Annotated in this window: 16 protein-coding genes and 2 pseudogenes; 4 read left to right on the forward strand and 14 right to left on the reverse strand. The window is 68.3% G+C overall.

What is annotated here, in order from left to right:
- Nucleotides 1-25 precede the first annotated feature (25 nt).
- From AAW14_RS30780 to AAW14_RS30790, 3 genes and pseudogenes are all read right to left on the reverse strand, one after another.
- A pseudogene (locus AAW14_RS30780) lies at nucleotides 26-549 on the reverse strand (TetR/AcrR family transcriptional regulator).
- Nucleotides 550-923: 374 nt separating this feature from the next.
- Nucleotides 924-1,283 carry a nuclear transport factor 2 family protein gene (locus AAW14_RS30785; RefSeq protein ID WP_265567666.1) on the reverse strand — a complete coding sequence of 120 codons (360 nt, stop codon included), beginning with the start codon at nucleotides 1,281-1,283 and terminating at the stop codon, nucleotides 924-926.
- 25 nt (nucleotides 1,284-1,308) lie between these two features.
- Nucleotides 1,309-2,094, reverse strand: a complete 786-nt coding sequence (locus AAW14_RS30790; protein ID WP_265567667.1) for an SDR family oxidoreductase — start codon at nucleotides 2,092-2,094, stop codon at nucleotides 1,309-1,311.
- A 99-nt stretch (nucleotides 2,095-2,193) separates the two neighbouring features.
- Between AAW14_RS30790 and AAW14_RS30795 the strand changes: the two are divergent.
- Nucleotides 2,194-2,703 (forward strand): annotated as a pseudogene (locus AAW14_RS30795) (winged helix-turn-helix transcriptional regulator); the annotation flags it as partial.
- Here the strand turns inward: AAW14_RS30795 and AAW14_RS30800 are convergent.
- From AAW14_RS30800 to AAW14_RS30820, 5 genes are all read right to left on the reverse strand, one after another.
- Nucleotides 2,633-3,562, reverse strand: a complete 930-nt coding sequence (locus AAW14_RS30800; RefSeq protein WP_265567669.1) for a hypothetical protein — start codon at nucleotides 3,560-3,562, stop codon at nucleotides 2,633-2,635. The pseudogene AAW14_RS30795 and the gene AAW14_RS30800 sit on opposite strands and share 71 nt — an antisense overlap.
- Nucleotides 3,559-3,897 carry a hypothetical protein gene (locus AAW14_RS30805; protein WP_265567671.1) on the reverse strand — a complete coding sequence of 113 codons (339 nt, stop codon included), beginning with the start codon at nucleotides 3,895-3,897 and terminating at the stop codon, nucleotides 3,559-3,561. Before AAW14_RS30805 ends, AAW14_RS30800 begins: the two co-directional genes overlap by 4 nt.
- 582 nt (nucleotides 3,898-4,479) lie before the next feature.
- The gene (locus AAW14_RS30810) at nucleotides 4,480-4,809 is read right to left on the reverse strand and encodes a helix-turn-helix domain-containing protein (RefSeq protein ID WP_265567673.1); all 330 of its coding nucleotides are present in this window, start codon (nucleotides 4,807-4,809) and stop codon (nucleotides 4,480-4,482) included.
- Entirely contained in the window at nucleotides 4,806-5,363 is a 558-nt protein-coding gene (locus tag AAW14_RS30815; RefSeq protein ID WP_265567676.1) for a hypothetical protein, read from the reverse strand. Before AAW14_RS30815 ends, AAW14_RS30810 begins: the two co-directional genes overlap by 4 nt.
- 225 nt (nucleotides 5,364-5,588) lie before the next feature.
- Nucleotides 5,589-6,437, reverse strand: a complete 849-nt coding sequence (locus tag AAW14_RS30820) for a heavy metal transporter (RefSeq protein ID WP_265567678.1) — start codon at nucleotides 6,435-6,437, stop codon at nucleotides 5,589-5,591.
- 145 nt (nucleotides 6,438-6,582) lie between these two features.
- Between AAW14_RS30820 and AAW14_RS30825 the strand changes: the two genes are divergently transcribed.
- Nucleotides 6,583-7,986, forward strand: a complete 1,404-nt coding sequence (locus AAW14_RS30825; protein WP_265567680.1) for an FtsW/RodA/SpoVE family cell cycle protein — start codon at nucleotides 6,583-6,585, stop codon at nucleotides 7,984-7,986.
- Between the two features lie 79 nt (nucleotides 7,987-8,065).
- The gene (locus AAW14_RS30830) at nucleotides 8,066-8,725 is read left to right on the forward strand and encodes a zinc ribbon domain-containing protein (protein WP_265567682.1); all 660 of its coding nucleotides are present in this window, start codon (nucleotides 8,066-8,068) and stop codon (nucleotides 8,723-8,725) included.
- Between the two features lie 78 nt (nucleotides 8,726-8,803).
- On the opposite strand, the gene AAW14_RS30835 is transcribed toward AAW14_RS30830, so the two are convergent.
- Nucleotides 8,804-9,379, reverse strand: coding sequence for a TerD family protein (locus AAW14_RS30835; protein ID WP_265567683.1), 576 nt, complete (start codon nucleotides 9,377-9,379; stop codon nucleotides 8,804-8,806).
- 478 nt (nucleotides 9,380-9,857) lie between these two features.
- Here AAW14_RS30835 and AAW14_RS30840 point away from each other — a divergent pair, with 478 nt between their 5' ends.
- Complete coding sequence (locus AAW14_RS30840) at nucleotides 9,858-11,426, forward strand: MFS transporter (protein WP_265567684.1); 1,569 nt, start codon at nucleotides 9,858-9,860, stop codon at nucleotides 11,424-11,426.
- A 168-nt stretch (nucleotides 11,427-11,594) separates the two neighbouring features.
- Here the strand turns inward: AAW14_RS30840 and AAW14_RS30845 are convergent, their stop codons facing one another.
- The 5 genes from AAW14_RS30845 to AAW14_RS30865 form a co-directional block, all read right to left on the reverse strand.
- Complete coding sequence (locus tag AAW14_RS30845; protein ID WP_265567686.1) at nucleotides 11,595-13,235, reverse strand: long-chain-fatty-acid--CoA ligase; 1,641 nt, start codon at nucleotides 13,233-13,235, stop codon at nucleotides 11,595-11,597.
- Nucleotides 13,236-13,388: 153 nt separating this feature from the next.
- Nucleotides 13,389-14,618 carry a 5-aminolevulinate synthase gene (gene hemA, locus AAW14_RS30850; protein ID WP_265567688.1) on the reverse strand — a complete coding sequence of 410 codons (1,230 nt, stop codon included), beginning with the start codon at nucleotides 14,616-14,618 and terminating at the stop codon, nucleotides 13,389-13,391.
- Nucleotides 14,615-16,306, reverse strand: coding sequence for a class I adenylate-forming enzyme family protein (locus AAW14_RS30855; protein WP_265567691.1), 1,692 nt, complete (start codon nucleotides 16,304-16,306; stop codon nucleotides 14,615-14,617). The genes hemA and AAW14_RS30855 overlap by 4 nt, the downstream gene beginning before the upstream one ends.
- The gene (locus AAW14_RS30860; protein ID WP_322741138.1) at nucleotides 16,303-16,551 is read right to left on the reverse strand and encodes an MbtH family protein; all 249 of its coding nucleotides are present in this window, start codon (nucleotides 16,549-16,551) and stop codon (nucleotides 16,303-16,305) included. Before AAW14_RS30860 ends, AAW14_RS30855 begins: the two co-directional genes overlap by 4 nt.
- 58 nt (nucleotides 16,552-16,609) lie before the next feature.
- Nucleotides 16,610-18,436, reverse strand: a 1,827-nt coding sequence (locus AAW14_RS30865; protein WP_265567693.1) for an alpha/beta fold hydrolase, incomplete at its 5' end; no start/stop codon positions are given.

The following is an 18,436-nucleotide window of genomic DNA, read 5'->3' on the forward strand; positions in this document are numbered from 1 at the left end:
GGGCCGTTTGTGACAGGTGTCGCGGTCAGCGCACGAGGGGGAGGAAGGTCGTGTCGACGATTTCTTCGAGGACGCGGTCGGGCACGGGGGCGAAGGTCGTGAGGATTTCGTGGCGCAGCAGGTCGAAAAGGAGGGACTGATGCGTTCGCTGAGGTGTTCCGGTTTGATCTCGCCGCGGCCGACGGCGCGGTCGAAGAGCACGTCGGCGGTTTTCTCGCGTCCTGTGGCGAGGAGGTCGCCGGGGCTGGTGCCTGTCTCCTGGTAGTAGCCGGCCAGGTGCACGCTCATGACGGTGACGAGCTGGACGCGGGTGGCGTTGATCGTCCGCATGATGGTGAGGACGTCCTCGCGCAGGCTCCCGGTGTCGGGAATGTCGACTCGGGACTGCTCCAGGACGTGGGCGATGGCCGCCCGGACGAGCTCGTCGCGGTCGGACCAGCGGCGGTAGGGCACGGGAGGGCTGGTGCCGGCGCGCTGGACGACGGCGTCCATGGTGAACCTGGCGTAGCCGTTGGCCGTGACGACCGTTCCGCACCTGGCAGCCGGCACACCGGCAGGCTCTGAGCGCCTCCACGAGGAAGTTCTGACTCGCTGCCGGCTGACCGGCGTACTCAGGGGCACCAGGCCGATCCACCGCCGGCGAAACGCCGCCGGACCGGCCCGGATGCTGATAACCGCTGTACCGATGTTGGTCAACTCGCGGGGTGATGGAGACCTTTGAATCTCCTCACCCTGTGCTGAGGATGGCCCCGGAGTTGCTCGCCTTGATTCCTCAGGCGTGCAAGTGCTGATCTGCGGGTGGATGCCGAACTTGAGGGCTGGCTCTTGGTCGGGTGGCTGGATGGGTACGAGGGCTGGGACGGGGCGGTCTGGAGTGGGTGGGGCCTCTCCCCTGGCCGGGAATAGGTGGTGTGGGAGCGGGCTCAGGGTTCGATGGCGAGGTGTTCGATGAGGTCGTCGCGCAGCGTGAACCGATAGCGGAGATCGATGGTGCCGCCGGGGAAGCTGCCTTCGAGGTGGTGTGTGGCGATGTAGTGGGCCGTGTCGGTCTGCTGGGCGTTCGCGAGGTGGATGGTGTAGGTGAATTCGGTGGCGGATCGGTCCAGCCACCGTTCGATCGCGGCGCTGCCCTGGTAGGTGTTGCCGTCGTCGATCACTGTGGCGTCGTCGGTGAACGTCGTGACCGCGGTGGCGGTGTCGTGGGCGCGGTGCGCTGTGAGGTAGCGGGTGATCACCTCGGGCAGGTCGTCCGGGGTGATGGTCCGGGGCTGGTTGTCGTGCATGACGCTCCTGATGGTGGTGGCGGGTTCAGACGGTGGGGGTGGTGCCGCCGTCGATGACGTGTTCGGCGCCGACGATGGCGGAGGCGCGGTCGGAGACGAGGAAGGCGACGAGCTCGGCGACCTCCTCGGGCCGGTTGGGACGGCCGAGCGGGATGCCTCCCAGGGAGTCCATGAGCCGGCCCAGCGCCGCTTCCTGGCTGATGCCGGCGTCGTCGGCGATCCGGGTGACGAGGTTGTCCGCGGCCGAGGTCTGGACGAAGCCGGGCGAGACGGTGTTGACGCGGACGCCGTGCGGGGCGACCTGGTTGGCCAGGCCCTTGCTGTAGGTGGTCAGGGCGGCCTTGGCGGCGGCGTAGGCCAGGGTGCCGTTCCACAGCGGCATGCGGCGCTGGATCGAGGTGACGTGCACGACCGCGCCCTTGCCCGTGGCGATCATCTGCGGGAGGAGTGCGCGGTCCAGGCGGACGGCGGCCAGCAAGTTCGTGTTCAGCTCCCTTGCCCAGTCGTCCTCGCCGAGCGCGGCGAATCCTCCTGCCGGTGCCTCGGAGCCGCCGAGGGTGTTGACCAGGATGTCGACGCCTCCCATGCGGGCGTCCACCTCGGAGGCGACGTGGGCGGCGCCCTGGGCGGTGGACAGGTCGGCGGTGATGAACGTCTTCTCCTCGACGTCGTCGGGGCGGCTGCGGGCGGTGACCAGCACGATCGCACCGGCCTGGGCCAGGCGTCGGGCGATCGCGGCTCCGGTGCCCTTGGTACCGCCGGTGACCAGAGCGCGTCGGCCTTCGAGGGATTCGCTGATGGAGGTGGTCACATTGTGCTCCGTTCCCGGGTGCGGGTATACGAGGCGCCGCTCCCGTCTCCACTGCTAAAATAGAAGCTACTAACTTCGACTTTAGCAGTAACTGAGGGGATGGTCGCCGTGGCGAGCCGGATCAGGCTGGAGGACCGGGAGTGCCCGCTGTCCACGACGGTGGAACACGTCGGCGAGTGGTGGACGCTGCTGATCCTTCACGACGCCTTCGACGGCTACACCCGCTTCGACCAGTTCCAGGAGAGTCTGGGCATCTCCTCCAGCATGCTCACCACCCGGCTGAAGACCCTGGTCGCGGACGGTCTGCTGGAGCGTCGGCCCTACCAGACCAGCCCTGTCCGGCACGAGTACGTCCTGACCGAACTCGGGCGCTCCCTGCGCCCGGTGATCGTCGCCCTGGCCGCGTGGGGCAACTCCCGCCTCACGCCGACGGAGCGCAGCATGATCCTCGTCGACGCGCACAGCGGCGAGGAAGTCGAGCCCGTGGTCGTCGACGCCAAAACCGGCCGCCGACTCGACGACAGCGCCGCCTACGTCTTCACCGCGGGCCCCGCAGCCAGCGACACGATGCGCAGCCGCTACGCGGCACGGCCGGCCATTCCCGCGGAAGAGGCGAAAGTAGGCCCGGAAGATTCTCGTACAGCCTTGAGCAGGGCCGCGAGCCGGGCTGCACCTGACCAGCCTCGCGGCACCGGCTTGTCGCCGGCGTGATACCTGCCAACCCTCCCCAGTCGTTGAGAACTGGATCAAGTGAGGCGAGGGCAACACCGGTCGTTTCCAAGAATCCGCATGAGGGGTCGGTCTCGGCAGCCTGCTCCAGCAGAGCTCGTGCGGACTCCGCGTAGCGCATGGCCGTCTTCTCGTGAAGCCCGAACACCTCAGCAAGGTCGAGGGGGTCAGGGCCCTGGGCCGTGGCCTCTTCGAGTTGTCGATCGACGCGGAGCCGTTCCAAAGTCGCCTCCTGGCCGCGCAGGGGCCCACGGATCCAGCGGTTACTGGCGCGACCAGTGCCCGTAGCGGTCTGGTTGTTGATCAGCAGGTGGAGGTTGGCCGTGTTTGGCCAGCGCTCGCGCCGGTATTCCAGCCAGGCCAGCAGTAGTTTCAGGGTGAGATCGTCGACGGGCCGGACACGGTCGGCGATGGTCAGGCGGCGGTTCCCGATGTCGACATCGTCGAGCATGAGAGTGGCGATCTGGGCGACCCGGGCCGCGTGCACCGCCGCGAGAGCGAGGACAAGCCGGGCGGCAGGGGTGGTGGCCGCGGCGACGGAGCGGTCGATCTTGTCGGGTGCGAGCGGTTGGAGCACGCTGTACTCGATCTGGCCGACCTTGATACGGCTGGCCGGGTTGCGAAAGATCAGGCCGGACCGCTTGGCCCAGGCGAACAGTGAGCGCAGGGCGACCAGCTCGTCCATGCGGTGACGGCCGTGCAGTGTCTTGGCATGGGCCAGCACGTCTTCGCGGGTCACCTCCCGCAGATGGTCGTAGCGGTTCGACCACGCCAACAGCGCTGGGCGGGCCCGGTTGGGTAGAGCCGGACCGTGGCTTGCTGCCGGGGCAGGCTGCGGGGGCCGCCGTCGCGCAGAACTCGGGTCCAGCGTTCGGCTTCCGCAGCGATGCCGGGGGCAATGCCTTCCAGACGCTCAGCGAGCCATCGCTCGAAGAAGGGTTCCTCGTCATCCAGGAAGATTCCCATCTCCTCAAGGACCGTGACGACGTGGCCAACCCGCAGGTCGAGGGCACGGAGCGGGGTGAATATCTCGCTGTGGCGGAGGATGTCGCCCTCGGTGTATCCGGTGAGCACGATGGCCAGGCCGCGGTTGACAGCGAAGCGGATGCCGCGTCCCAGCCCCGGGCTTCGGCGAGTTGGTGGGCGAGGTGCTTCGCCCAGGCCAGCCAGGGGCTGGCCAGGTCGGCGGCGGCCAGGTCGAGCCGACCGTAGTCACGCGGAACCTGCTCGAACAGTGGCAGTTGCCTCCAACCGGTTCTCGGCCGTGAGCGCGACACGGGCGGCGGCCTGCGGGATGCTTCTCGCGCCTTGACGTGGTGCAGGGCGGTGAGAGCCGATCCTCTGCGGTAATGCAGTCCCACGAAGAAGAGCTGGTGATGGCGGACGGCCTGGAGCCACGGGGTCATCACCTCGCCGCTGACGGTCGGCATGCCGGTGGCGGTCCTGGCGTTGAGCCGGGCCTGGCACCAGCACAGACGGCAGTACTCCCACATCAGCGGCTGGACTCGCTGGCAGCCGATGCAGACGGCCGTTTCGTGGCTGCGGCCGAACATGTAGCAGGTGTGACAGAGCCGACCGCGGAAGTCGCCCCAGGCCAGGCAACCTGGGCAGGAGCTGGTGGGCTTGACGTAGCCCTTCGGGAAGCGTGCCACCAGTTCACTCCGGTGGCAGCGACCGGCCGTCCCGGCGCTTGGGGATCACCGCCGGTGCGGCGGTCCCTGCACCGACCGCCGCTCGTTCCGTCTCCGTCTGCCCCGGGCGGCTGACCTTCTCCGGCTCGCGGATCAGCAGGTCGCCGATCTCACAGCCGAGGACGACACAGATGACGTCCAGGTCCTCCAACTTGAGCGAGACGGGCTGCCCGGACCACAGACCGGACATCTTCCCCGCCGAGATCACCAACCCGTGCTCGGCCAGGCTCCGCTGAAGCTCAGAAGCCTTCCAGACCCCTTTGTTCGCGGCGGTCAGCCGCAGGTTCCACCTCATCGGATCAGTCCTTCCAGCCGCTTCGCAGCCCGTTCCATCCCGGCGACGTTCCGCGCGGTAGGAGCGAGCTTTCGGCACGTGGCCAGCTCACCACCCCAGCCGGCGAAGAGCGTTCCGACCTCTGGCTCACTCGGTGGGATCCGCAGCTGGGCGTCCTTCGTGCCGCGCAGCCGGTTCATCTCGTCGATCGGGCACTCGATGACCCGGCCGGTCATCCTGTGCAGCTCGACCTTGTGCCGCAGCTCCAGGAACATGAAGTACGTGGTCAGCGCCTGTGATCGGGCCAGCCGGGTGCCGCTCGGCGAGCCACGCAGCACCTTCCCGAAGTACGCGTCGGCGTCGGCCGGCTCCCTGTCCCACAGCGGTCGCCCGAACCAGGACCTGATCTGGTCCAGATGCCCGACATCCCCGCGGATCGTGCCGTCAGCCAGTCCTGCCGAGGCGCGTGCGAGGACGAACCCGGATAGCGCGTCGGTCTCGAACTGCTTCAGTTCCTCCGCCGACGCGGGCGCCCAGTGCTCGCGCAGGTCCCGTACGGCTGCCAGCGCCGCCAACCCAAGCCCCCTCACCTTCGGCCCGACTGTGGATCGGTCGGACAAGGTGAGAACGCTTCAAGAATCCCGAAGTTACGTCACAAGTCCGCAGAGCACCCGAAGGAGGAACAACCCCCTGGCCACGGGCGCAGGGACTCAGCGGGGCTCAGGTGAAATCGCGGGATGTCGCACATTCCCAGGGCGACGTCGTCGTCGCCCCGAGGCTCTCGCTCGTCCGTGGTGTCCTCAGCGCGTGCCACGGGCGAGTGTGACGTCGACCTCGGGCGGGGCCCCGGACGCGCCGTCCCCGCGCGACCAGCCCCGGTCCGAGGCCGCGCCGTTCCATCGGCGGTTCTCGAAAGTCACCGACGCGATGTGCAGGGTGGCGGCGTGGGAGACCGTCCACAGCGCCAGGGCCCATCCCGTCGTCGTGTCGCTCACCGGGTAGGCGAGGTCGGCGGTGTCGGAGGTCGGGTCGCCGTGGAGGCCGGGGCCGAACTCGCGACGGATCGCGTCCGTGACCGCCGTTCCGCCGTGGTCCGCGGAGTCGGCCGCCGCCACCTTGTGCACCGTACAGGTCAGGGCGGGGCCCTCCCGGCCGGTCAGGGCGGCCGCCAGGGCGGCCGCCGTGCTCTCGTGCTGTGCGTACGCCGAGGGGTAGCCGCTATGCTGGACCTTCTGGGCCGCCTCTGTCAACGGGAGGCTCAGGTAGTCGGGCACCCTGACGAGTGCGTCGAAGAACCGTGCGGAGGCGTGGACGGGATCGCGCACCTCGGAGGGAGTGCCCCAGCCCTGGGAGGGGCGCTGCTGGAACAGCCCGAGCGAATCCCGGTCGCCGTAGTCGATGTTCCTCAACTTGGACTCCTGGAGGGCGGTCGCCAGGGCGATCGTCACGGCCCGTTCCGGAAGGGCGTGCGCGTGGGCGACCGCCGCGATGGTCGCGGCATGGGACGCCTGGTCCACATCCAGCGTGACGCTCGTACCGTCCGCGCCGTTCACCGTGCACTGCTCGGCCTGCGCCGACCTGGTACAGCGGGCCGCCAGATAACCTACGAGCGCCAGAACCAGCCCCACCCCGATCGCCGCCGGCCACATCCTCCGGCGCCGCCTCCCTGCCGCCACCTCGGCTTCGCCCTCCCCTCGACTACAGTTGCGTTATTGCGCAAGCGTATAACCTTCACGTCGGGGTCCGGAGTCACGGTCCCGAGTTCGCAAGGGACTCTTCACCGGAGGGAGCCGAATGGGCGGTCGACGCCATCGGGATGCGTGGCACGGAAGCGCCGACCGCACCGTGGAACTCGTCCTGGTCCTGGGCGCACTGGTCATCTGCGGGTACGCCTACATCGAGACGGGCCTCGCCACGAGCGGCAAGCTGCCGCCGGGGCTGGCGGTCCAACTCGCCTGCGCGGCCGTGCTGCCGCTGGTGTGCCATGTGTCGGTGCGCCGGTTCGCCCCCCATGCGGACCCGCTGATCCTGCCCATGGCCACCCTGCTCAGCGGCCTCGGCCTGGTCCTCATCCACCGCCTCGACCTCGCCTACCGGTCCCATTACCGCTCGACGGCGGCGGCCCCCGGCCAGTTGCTGTGGTGCGCCATCGCGGTCGTCGGGTTCGGCGCGGTGATGGTGCTGCTCAAGGACCACCGCAGGCTCCAGCGGTACCCGTATGTGACCATCACCGTGGGCCTGGTGCTGCTGATGGCACCCGCGTTCTACCCCGGTGACGTCTACGGCGCAAAGCGGTGGATCTTTCTGGGGCCGCTGGAGTTCCAGCCGGGGGAGTTCGTGAAGATCATCATTGTGGTCTTCTTCGCCGGGTATCTGACGGTCCGCAAGGACGCCCTGGCGCTCGCCGGACGGCGTTTCATGAGGCTGTACCTCCCCCGCGGACGGCAGCTCGGCCCCATCGCCGCGGTGTGGATCCTCAGCCTGCTGGTACTGATCTTCGAGCGGGACCTGGGGACGTCGCTGATCTTCTTCGGGGTGTTCGTGATCATGCTGTACACGGCCACCGAGCGGACCAGCTGGGTCGTGTTCGGCGTCGGTATGTTCGCCGTCGGCGCGTTCGTCATCGGCTCCCTGGAACCGCATGTGCACGGTCGCGTGGTGGCCTGGCTGCACCCCATGGACATCTATCTGCCGCCCGCCCAGCGGCCGGCCGGCCTGGTCTCCGACCAGGCCGCCCAGGCTCTGTTCAGCTTCGGCTCGGGCGGGATGCTCGGCACCGGACTCGGCCAGGGCCACCCCGAACTCATCGGCTTCGCGGGGCGCAGCGACTTCATCCTCACCACGGTGGGCGAGGAACTCGGCCTGGCCGGTGTGACGGTTGTGCTCCTGCTCTACACCCTGCTCGCCGAACGAGGCCTGCGGACCGCGATCACCGTCAGCGACCCGTTCGGCAAACTGCTGGCCGCGGGGCTGGCCACGTCCCTCGTGCTCCAGGTGTTCGTCGTCGCAGGCGGTGTCACCGGCCTCATCCCGCTCACCGGCAAGGCACTGCCGTTCCTGGCCCAGGGCGGCTCGGCGATGGTCGCCAACTGGCTGATGATCGCCGTCCTGATCAAGGTGAGCGACACCGCGCGCCGGCCCCTGCCCACTCCGGCCGCCCATGTGAGCGCCGCCGAAACCCAGATCGTACGACCGTGATCCGCGCGCGGGAACTACGGGACGTGCGCGCGCGTCCCCTTGGCAGAACAACACCACAGGTCGCCTTGGGGGGCACGCCGTGAGTACCGAGATCTACTTCAGCAACAACTATCGCGACCTGTGCGAGCAGCACGGCACCGGGGCGGGTTTCCAGTTCGAGTTCTACTGTTCACGCTGTTCCGACACCTGGCGCACGCCCTTCGAGGCGTTCACCGCGGGCCAGATGGCCGGCTGGCTGTCGCGGGGGGTGAACGCCGCCTGGTCGTTGATGGGCGGCGCCGGCCGCACCGTGTCCGATGCGGCCGACGGCCTGGCGGGGGCCAGCTTCGGCACACAGCGGGACGCCGCCTTCAGCCGCGCCATCGCCCATGCGCAGGGCCACTTCAACCGCTGCCCCCGCTGCACGGCCTACGTCTGTGCCCGCTGCTGGAACCCGGGACAGGGACTGTGTCTCACCTGTTCGCCGGACACCGCGGCCGAGGCGCAGGCGGCCCAGCAGAGAGGCCTGAACGACACGGTGGCGCAGCGCGCCTACGACGAGGGCAGGCAACGGGCCGGCAGCTACGACGTCACGACGCCGCGTCAGCTGGTCTGCCCGCACTGCCGTGCCGAAACCCACGGCGGGGCGTTCTGCCCGTCCTGCGGAAACCGCCTCGCGCAGACGACGAGTTGCTCGGCCTGCCACCAGGACCTGCCCGACGGTGCGGCCTTCTGCCCGGCCTGCGGTAGCCGCCGCTGACCGAGCCCGGGACCGGGCCCGCCGCTCGCTCGCGGGAAGGCAATGGGCAGCGAGCGGCGGGTGACTGCGGGAGGAGGGTCAGACGTTGACGCCGAAGTCGGCGGCGATGCCGCGCAGTCCGGAGGCGTAGCCCTGGCCGACGGCGCGGAACTTCCACTCGGCGCCGTGGCGGTAGAGCTCGCCGAAGACCATCGCGGTCTCCGAGGAGGCGTCCTCGGACAGGTCGTAGCGGGCGATCTCCTGGCCGTTCGCCTGGTTCACCACCCTGATGAACGCGTTGCGCACCTGGCCGAAGCTCTGCCCGCGTACCTCCGCCTCGTGGATGGACACCGGGAAGGCAATCCTTTCGACCTCGGCGGGTACGGCGGCGAGGTTCACCTTGACGGTCTCGTCGTCGCCCTCGCTGCCGCCGACGAGGTTGTCACCCGTGTGCTCCACGGAACCGTCCGGGCTCCTGAGGTTGTTGTAGAAGACGAAGTGCTGGTCGGATACGACCTTGCCCGACGCGTTGAGCAGCAGCGCGGAGGCGTCCAGGTCGTAGTCCGTACCGGTGGTGGTCCGCACGTCCCACCCCAGCCCCACCAGTACTGCACTCAGCCCCGGCGCCTCCTTGCTCAGCGACACGTTGCCACCCTTGGACAGGGACACTCCCACGGCTCATCCTCCTGGTTGCGGGCCGTTCGTACGGTCACTTGTTTCAACGCCCGCACCCCCGGAATGGTTCCGTCATTTGCGCAATAGCTAAAGCGTTGAGGCCGTGGGGCCTTCGCCGGGCTGGTCGGCAAGGGGACTTGGGGATCTCCCCGAGCACCGAGCCGGTGTTCGCGGCGGTCAGGAGTCCGGTCAGGCATGGCAACGCACGCGGAGTGACCCGGCGTCAGGACGCCGAGCCCGAGCGGGCCGCCGCCCCTCGCGACGGTTGACGGTCTTCACGCCGGGTTCGCCCGCACCGCCGGACGCGCCGATGCCCGCACCTACGCCCACATCCGGGCCCGCATCCATGCCCACATCGACGCCCAGGTGGGCTCCTCAACCGGTTCCGGAACGGTTCAGTTCGACCGAAGGGCGATTCCTTGCACGGCACCGGACGCCGATGCTAACGTGTGGCCTCTACAGTGTATAGGAGGTAATAGTGACCGATCCTGCCACTCATCCGCGACGCTGGTTGATCCTCGGTGTCTTAAGTTTCTCCCTGTTGACCGTCGTACTGGACAACACGGTACTGAACGTCGCCCTGCCATCCCTCGTAAAGGATTTGAGCGCGAGCACAGCCGAAACCCAATGGATGGTGAACGCCTACTCGTTGGCGCAGGCCGGCCTGTTATTGACCGCCGGCAACGCCGCAGACCGGTACGGCCGCAAGCGCGCGCTACTCTCCGGCCTCGGCATCTTCGGTCTGGGGTCGCTCGGCGCAACCGTCTCCACCACGCCGCTTCAACTCATCTCCGCTCGTGCGTTCATGGGGATCGGCGGCGCTTTTCTCATGACCACGACGCTGGCACTGGTCATGCAGATCTTCCCCGACTCCGAGCGACCCAAGGCCATCGGCGTATGGGCCGGTGTCAGCGCCCTGGGGTTCACCGCGGGCCCCGTGGTCGGCGGATTCATGCTGGACCACGCATGGTGGGGATCGATCTTCCTCATCAACCTCCCGGTTGCGGCCGTCAGCTTCATCGCGGTCATCTTCATGGTGCCTGAATCCCGCAATCCGAGCGGAGGACGAACCGACTTCGTCGGAGTCGCTCTGTCCATCATCGGAATGGTCGGAATCGTCTACGCCGTGATCGTCAGTCCGGAGAAGGGCTGGACATCACTCCAGAGCGTTCTTCCGATGATTGGCGGCGCCTTGGTCATGGCGGTCTTCATCCTCTGGGAGCGGCGCATCGACCATCCCATGCTGAGCATGTCCCTTTTTCGTGACCGGTCGTTCAGCTTCGCTGCCGCCGGTGGAATTCTCGTCGCGTTAGGGATGAGCGGATCTCTCTTTCTGCTCACCCAGTACCTGCAATTCATCCAGGGTTTCAGCCCCATCAAGGCCGGATTTTCCATCGCGCCCATGGCGGCAACCGTGGTGGCCTTCAACCTGACCGGCGTGGGGGCGCGGGTGCTGCGACGACTGGGCGCCGGCCGTGCTGTCATGCTGGGCATCCCCCTGCTTGCGGCGGGAATGGCAGCGGCCGGTCTCTTCGCCCGTGAAGGCTACTGGGGAATTCTCGTGGGCTTGGTCCTTGTCGGTTCGGGGGTGGGCCTTGCGATGCCCGCCCTGGCAAATGCGATCATGACTGCGATTTCACGCCAACGCGCGGGCACGGGCGCCGGAGTCAACGGCACTCTCCAGGAGCTCGGCGCCAGCCTGGGCGTGGCGGTCCTGGGTGCTGCGCTCTCCGCCCGCTTCACGTCCTTGCTGCCGAGTGCGCTCGCAGACAAGGGTAGTCAGTCCTTGCCGGCTGCGCTGGCCGCGGCGGCGCCCCGACCGGATTCCGCCGAACTCATCGCCGCCACCCGTCACGCCTTCATCACCGGCTTGTCGTCCAGTCAGTTCCTCGGTGCCGCTCTCCTGTTCGTCGGCGGCCTCGCCGTGGGGAGGAACCTCCTCCGAACCGAACGAGCCGTCGAAGCCCAGGCCACGCGGCACGGCTCCGGAGACACAAAGGCGACGTCGCAGACAGCCAAACAGTCACAGACAGCCAAACAACAGTGACCGAACCCGAGGCAGGGAAGGCATCGTGACGGGAGCAATGGAACCCACGGGCGTCGTCTCCACCCGGCGCGGTGGAGCCTGAACCACCAGGTCATGCACCGGGTCATGGACGAACGCATCGTCCTGCTCGGGCAAGAGGTCGATGACGGGCTCAGCAACGCGATCCGTTCACAAGCGTGTGACGTCCGTCTGAAACCTCAGGCACTGCCGCATGGACCGGCCTTGCGTCTCATGACCGCCCGCCAGTGCGCCCCGTGGACGTGGCGGAGCCGGATCATCTCCCCCCCAGGTCTTCAGCTCCCGCTTGAGGACCTTCCCGCTCGCACCGACCGGAAGCGCGTCGACGAACTCGACCCGCCGCGGGTACTTGTAGGCGGCCATGCGTTCCTTGCTCCAGAGCACGAGCTGCTCGCCCAGAGCCGCTCCGGGCGTTGTTCCTGGCACGGTGACGACCACCGCACAGACCTCCTCACCGTGAGTGGCGTGCGGGATCCCGATGACGGCGACCTGCGCGACAGCCGGGTGCCGCATCAGCACCTCTTCGACCTCACGGGGGTACACGTTGTATCCGCCACGCAGCACCAGGTCCTTCTTGCGGTCCACGATGGTCAGATAGCCGTCCGCGTCCTTCACTCCGAGATCCCCGGAACGGAACCAGCCGTCCACCATCACCTCGGCCGTGGCTTCGGGGCGGTTGAGGTATCCGGCCATCACGTTGTGACCGCGGATCACGACCTCCCCGACCTCGCCGGCCGGCAGCAACTCGATGCGGTCCTCCACTTCGGCCCTGGCAACCTCGACATCGACGCCCCAGACCGGTCGTCCCACGGTTCCCGGGCGGCACGGCCACGCCCGCTGGTTGTAGGCGACCACCGGGGAGGTCTCCGTCAGACCGTAGCCCTCGTAGATCGGACAGCCGAAAGTCTCCTGGACATCCTCCAGAACCTTGACCGGCAGCGCCGATCCTCCGGAGAACGCCCGGTCGAGGGTCGGCCGGTGCGGGGTTCGTGTGACGGCGTCGAGCAAGGCAATGTACATCGTCGGCACGCCCATGAACACGGTGCACCGGTGGGTCACCATGAGCTCGATGGCGCGCGCGGCGTCGAAGCGGGGCATCAGCACCATGGTGGCGCCGGCCCGGAAGCACACCCCCATCCCGCAGATCTGACCGAAGGTGTGGAAGAGCGGCAGCACACCGAGCAACACGTCATCGGCCCGGAAGTCGAACGGGGACAGCATCGAGACCGTGATGTTCATCGTCACGTTGAAGTGCGTGAGCACCGCCCCCTTGGGCCGGCCGGTGGTACCGGAGGTGTAGAGGACCAACGCGATGTCGTCCGGCTCGCACGGACGGTAGTGCTCGACCGGTACGGCCCGTTCGGCGAGTACATCGAGGCGTGCCCCTTCGGCGTCGTCGTCCGCCATCACCGTGAGTACCGGGACTCCCGCTTGCTCGGCGCCCTTGCGGCCCTCGCTCAGCAACGGCGCGGCGCAGACCAGTGTCCTGGCACCGGAGTCCCGTAGGACATGGCCGATCTCCTCCGCCTTGAGCAGTGCGTGCATGGGCACCACGGCCGCGCCGAGCGCCAGGACGCCGAAGTACGCCATCGGGAAGTGCGGCGTGTTCGGCAGCAGCAGGGCGACCTTGTCTCCGGGGCCGATTCCGTGGTCCCGGAGAACCGACGCATACTGGCGCGCCCGGCACCACAGGCTCCGGTAATCGATCTCCTGCGACTCGTGGACGATGGCCGGGTGGTCCGGGCGCCGCGCTGCGGACTCGGCGAGTACGGCCGCAAGTGAGAGGGACATGAGGGCTCCACACATCGATCGCTGTCCAACCGACAGACCGGCGACCGACGGGCGCCGGCTGAGGGCACCGGTGGCGGCGGCAAACCCACCCGGCCACCGGTGTCCCATGCCTGTTCCCCGGCGCGAGGACCGTCCAGGCCCTGCCGAGGCGGCTCAGGCGTGGCGGGTTTCTCCTCCGCGCGGCAGTCCCAGTTCCTGCCAGACGCCGTCGATCGCCTCGGCGAACTTCTCGACGTCGCCGGACGTATGGGTGGCGGAGGGGGTGGCCCGCAGGATCTCCTCCCCGACCCGGACGCTCGGCGCGTTGATGGACTGCACATAGATCCCGTGCCGTTCCAGGAGGAGGGCGCACGCCTTGCGGCACTGGGCGTCCTCTCCCACCAGGACGGAGACGATGTGGGACTCGTCCGAGATGAAGGGGATGCCCCGCTCGGTGAGGAGCCGGTGGAGCAGTCGCGCGTTCTCGGCGAGCCGCTCCCGCTCCGCTTCGGACGACCGCAGGTGCCGGATCGCAGCAAGGGCGCCGGCCGCGGTGGCGGGAGGAAGGGAGGTGGTGAAGATGAACGGACGGGAGAACCCGCGGACGGACTCGACCAGCGACGCGGGTCCGGCGATGTAGCCGCCGGCGGTGCCGAACCCCTTGGCCAAGGTACCCATGACGACCGTGAATTCGTCGGCCAGTCCCTCCCGAGCGGCGATACCCGCGCCCTCCGGTCCGTACATGCCGACCGCGTGCACCTCGTCAAGGAACGTTGTGGCGCCGTACCGCTTGGCCACGGCGGCTATCTCGGCGAGCGGCGCGATGTCGCCGGACATGGAGTACACGGACTCCAGGACGACCAGCTTCGGGCGGTCGGGGTCCGTGGCGGCCATCAGCGCTTCGAGGTGCGCCACGTCGTTGTGACGGAAGATGCGCTTCTCCGCGCCGCTGTGGCGCAGTCCGTCGATGATGGACGCATGGTTCAGCTCGTCGGAGAAGACAACCGTGTGAGGAGCACGTCCGGCGAGGACGGACAGTGAGCCGTCGTTGGCGGTGTACCCGGAGGGAAAGATGACCGCGGCTTCCTTGCCGTGCAGCGCCGCGATCTCCTTTTCGAGCAGCACATGGTAGTGGTTGGTTCCGCTGATGTTGCGGGAACCGCCCGCCCCGGCACCGAACGCGTCGACGGCGTCCTTGATGGCTTCGAGGACGGCGGGATGCTGTCCCATGCCGAGGTAGTCGTTGCTGCACCACACGTTGATGTCCATGTCGGTGCCGCTGTGCCCCCGACGCGCAACGGCGCTGGGAAACAGGCCGGCGCGCCGGCCGACCTCAAGGAATTCCCGCCACTGCGCGCCGAATTCCTCCATTTCACGAGCGAAGAATTCCAGGTGCTGGTTCATTGCACTGACTCACTTTCCATGTGATGGCACTCGGAAGGACGGGCCCGCGCCTCGGCACGAAGGAGTCGCTTGTCGGGCTTGCCCGAAGCGGTAAGGGGCAGGCGTTCGCGCAGCGTGATGACGGCGGGGGCGTGGAACGGCGACAGAGTGGTGGCGACGTGTTCGCGCAACTCGGTCACCACCGCATCCCGTGCCCCTTCGGCCGTCTGCCGCGCCCACTCGGCACTCGAGCGTCCGTCGGGTGCGCCGTGCAGCACCACCGCGGCGTGGACATGTTCGACCTCGTCGGCGTCGCGCACTCCGTAGACCGCGGCCTGAGCGACCCGGGGGTGGGACAGCAACGCGTTCTCGACAGCGACCGGGTGGACCTTTTCCCCCTTGCTCTTGATCACGTCGCCGAGCCGCCCGACGAGGTGGAGACAGCCCTCGTCATCCAGGTGCCCGAGGTCTCCGGTACGCAGCCAGCCGTCGTTCAGGACGCTCCGTACCGGGTCGCCGTCGCCGCAGTACCCCTCCATCATCACGGGCGACCGCACACAGACCTCTCCGGTCGTCGCCGATGGCAGATCCCGTCCGGTCTCAGGGTCCCGGATGACGACGTCGACGCCGGGCAGCGGTCGTCCGACGCTCGCGAGGAGTTCCGGCCGCAGGTGGTCGGGGGGCGTGAGCACGCTGATGCCCCAGCTCTCCGTCGTCCCGTACGTCTGGATGAGTACGGGCCCCAGGGCACGTACGGCCTGTTCGAGACGGGCCGGTGACGCGGGGCACCCACCGTAGAGCAGCTCCCGCAGGCTGGAGAGGTCGGTCGACTCGAAGTCGGGGTGGTCAAGCAACTCGTAGATGTGCGGGGACGCCAGGAAGGTTCGGGTCACACGGTGCGTGGACACCGCCTCGAGCACCGCGCCCGCCTCGAACTCCTCGTGCAGCACGACCGATCCGCCCGAGGTGATCGCGGCGTCCACCATGGGGCCGATCGTGTGGCTCAACGGGGTGGTGACGAGCATCCGGGGGCGACTGCCGGAGTCCACAGTGGCGGCGACCATGTGGTTCCAGGTACTCAGGGAGCGCCGCACGCCCTTCGGCCGTCCGGTGGAGCCACTCGTGTACGTGATGACTCCGGGGGACTTCGTGATGAGAGCCACCGAGGCAGTGGGGTCCTTGAGATCATTGAGGAACCCGTAGGCTCCGGCTGCCGCGGTGAGATCGAGGAACCCGGGGGCCGGGCCGCTGAGGCAAACGAGCGCGAGGGGCTCGGGTAAACGTGCACGGAGCTCCCGGGCGCGGTCCACGTTGGCCGCGTCCACCACCAGCAGGGCGGCACCGGTCTCACGCAGGGCGCTGACCTGGGCGGCAACGGACAGTACGGCCTCCGAGGAGGCCGCGTTCGTGGAAGCGACGTGCACCACACCCGCGCCCAGCAGATGCGCGGCGTACCGCGCCACGAGCGTGCCCGGGCTGTTGGGCTCGGTGAGTATCCCCAGGATCGTCTCCGGGCCCACCCCGTGCGCCGCCAGACCGGACGCCGCCGCGACGACCGACGCGTGCACCTCGCGCGCCGTGAGGGCACGGTCGCGCCATCGCACGACGACACAGTCGGGATCCTCGCGCAACGCGAAAAGGAGGCCGATCACATAGTGGGGGTGCTCCCGCACGGTACGCGCGGGAGCGGTCGAGGTTCGCGAGGTCATGCCACGGGGGCTTCCGCCGGGGAGTCCGTCGTCGTCGCCTGCTCGGCCGCGCGCATGACGCTCCGAGGACGCAGATCGGTCCACTGCGCCTCGATGTAGTCCAGGCACACCTGACGGGCCGCCTTCTCGTGAGCGATGCTCCATCCCGTGGGAACGTCGATGTACGCGGGCCAGAGCGAGTACTGTCCTTCGTCGTTGACAAGCGCCAGGTATTCGCCGTCGTTGTCTTCGAAGGGGTTGGACACGATGGTGTACCTCTCTTTTGTTTCTGTTTCTCTCTTCCGCGGCGGCGAAAGACGGCAATCAGACCGTCGTGCCGAGCTTGTCGGCGACGATCTTCGCGATTTCCGCAAGCGGTCCGGACTGCACCATGTTCCGGTGCTCGCAGGCGATCGGATAATCCTCGATCCGCCCTTGCACATGCGGTCGCCAACTACGCGCCGTCGGTGCCTTGTCGTCTCGGCCCAACGTGGCGGTGAAATGGATGAGGTCCCCGTGGAACCGAACGGGATCGAAACCTCGCAGCAGCTTGTTGTTGTTGATGAAGATGTCCATGAGAGCGGCGGTGCTCCGCTCGTCGAGACTGGCGAGTGCGCTTCCTTCGCGCCGGAGGATGTCCAGCGTGCCCGCCCGGTCCAGTCCGTTCCCGGCCGCATCGGCCGCGTCGATTCCCACGAAGTGCAGGAGGTCGGCGAGGAGTTCCCTCTCCAGGCCGCCCTGCCCTTCATCAGCCTGTTCGGGAACGATCGGATACGCGTCCAGCATCGCCAGCAGCGCGACGTCCTCCCCCTTTTCCTGCAGCTGTGTGGCGACCACATGCGCGACCATTCCGCCGAAGGACCAGCCCAGCAGGTGGTACGGGCCATGCGGCTGGACGGCCGCGATCTGCTCGAGGTAGTCGGCGGCCATCGCCTCGATGTTCTCCGGTAGTTGGGTCGCCTCGGCGAGCCCTCGGGCCTGCAGCCCGTAGATGGGGCGGTCCGGTCCGAGATGCTTCAGCAGACCGGCATAGCACCAACTCAGGCCACCGCCGGGGTGAATGCAGAACAGCGGGTGCTTTTCACCGTGCGCCCTCAGCGGCAGAAGGACATCGAGCGCCCCTTCACTGGCGTCCACCCCCAGGCGTTCGGCCAGACCGGCCACGGTCGGCGCCTCGAACACACTGCGGATCGACAGTTCCACGCCGAGCAGGTCATGGACCCGGTTGATGAGGCGAGTTGCCAGCAGTGAATGGCCGCCCAGGTCGAAGAAGTTGCTGTCGATGCCCACTCGGGCCATTCCGAGGACCTCGGCGAATACGCCGCACAGAATCTCTTCCTGGGGCGTCCTCGGGCCCCGGCCCGAGGACGCGGTGTCGATGGCGGGAGCGGGCAGCGCCCGTCGGTCCACCTTTCCGCTGGGCGTCAACGGCAGCGCGTCCATCACCACGATCGCGGACGGCACCATGTGCTCCGGCAACGCACCGGCCAAGTAGGTGATCCCCGCCAGATAGGTGCGTAGGGCGGGAACATCCACCTCGTGGCCCGGCACCGGCACGACGTAGCCGACGAGGCGTCCGTCCCCCGGGCCGTCGGTCCGCAGCGCAACGGCCGCTTGGGAGACGTCGGGATGGCCTGCCAGGACCGTCTCTGTCTCGCCGAGTTCCACGCGCATGCCCCGGACCTTGACCTGCGAGTCCGCCCGGCCCAGATACTCCAGCTCACCAGCTGCGTTCCAGCGCACCAGGTCCCCGGTGCGATACATCCGCTCCCCCGCGGCCCCGAACGGGTTCGCCACGAACCGCTCCGCCGTCAGCCCCGGACGGTCCCAGTAGCCGCGGGCCAGCGCCGCACCCGCGATGTACAACTCACCCGTCACCCCCGGCGGCACCGGCGCCAAACCCGGGTCCAGGACATAGACCTGCGTGTTCCAGATCGGCCGGCCGATCGGCGCCGTCGCGCCCCACCGCGCCACATCCCCCGGCAGAGTGTGGGCGGTGACCAGGTGGGTTTCGGAAGGCCCGTAGTGATTGTGCAGCGAACGACCGGGCTCAGCCGTCACGAAGTCGCGGACGACCGGGCTCAGCCTCAGTGCTTCCCCTCCCTGGCCGATGTGGCGGAGGGCGGGGAGGGTGAGGCCTTGTTCCCGCGC

The organism is Streptomyces hygroscopicus, from assembly GCF_026168105.1.
Taxonomy (GTDB): Bacteria; Actinomycetota; Actinomycetes; order Streptomycetales; family Streptomycetaceae; genus Streptomyces; species Streptomyces hygroscopicus_D.

What these genes read in the sequence shown, in the direction of transcription:
- AAW14_RS30810 (WP_265567673.1), bottom strand. Translation starts at nt 4,809, where the DNA reads ATGAGGTGGAACCTGCGGCTGACCGCCGCGAACAAAGGGGTCTGGAAG.
- AAW14_RS30855 (WP_265567691.1), bottom strand. Translation starts at nt 16,306, where the DNA reads ATGACCTCGCGAACCTCGACCGCTCCCGCGCGTACCGTGCGGGAGCAC.
- hemA (WP_265567688.1), bottom strand. Translation starts at nt 14,618, where the DNA reads ATGAACCAGCACCTGGAATTCTTCGCTCGTGAAATGGAGGAATTCGGC.
- AAW14_RS30825 (WP_265567680.1), top strand. Translation starts at nt 6,583, where the DNA reads ATGGGCGGTCGACGCCATCGGGATGCGTGGCACGGAAGCGCCGACCGC.
- AAW14_RS30820 (WP_265567678.1), bottom strand. Translation starts at nt 6,437, where the DNA reads ATGTGGCCGGCGGCGATCGGGGTGGGGCTGGTTCTGGCGCTCGTAGGT.
- AAW14_RS30845 (WP_265567686.1), bottom strand. Translation starts at nt 13,235, where the DNA reads ATGTCCCTCTCACTTGCGGCCGTACTCGCCGAGTCCGCAGCGCGGCGC.
- AAW14_RS30785 (WP_265567666.1), bottom strand. Translation starts at nt 1,283, where the DNA reads ATGCACGACAACCAGCCCCGGACCATCACCCCGGACGACCTGCCCGAG.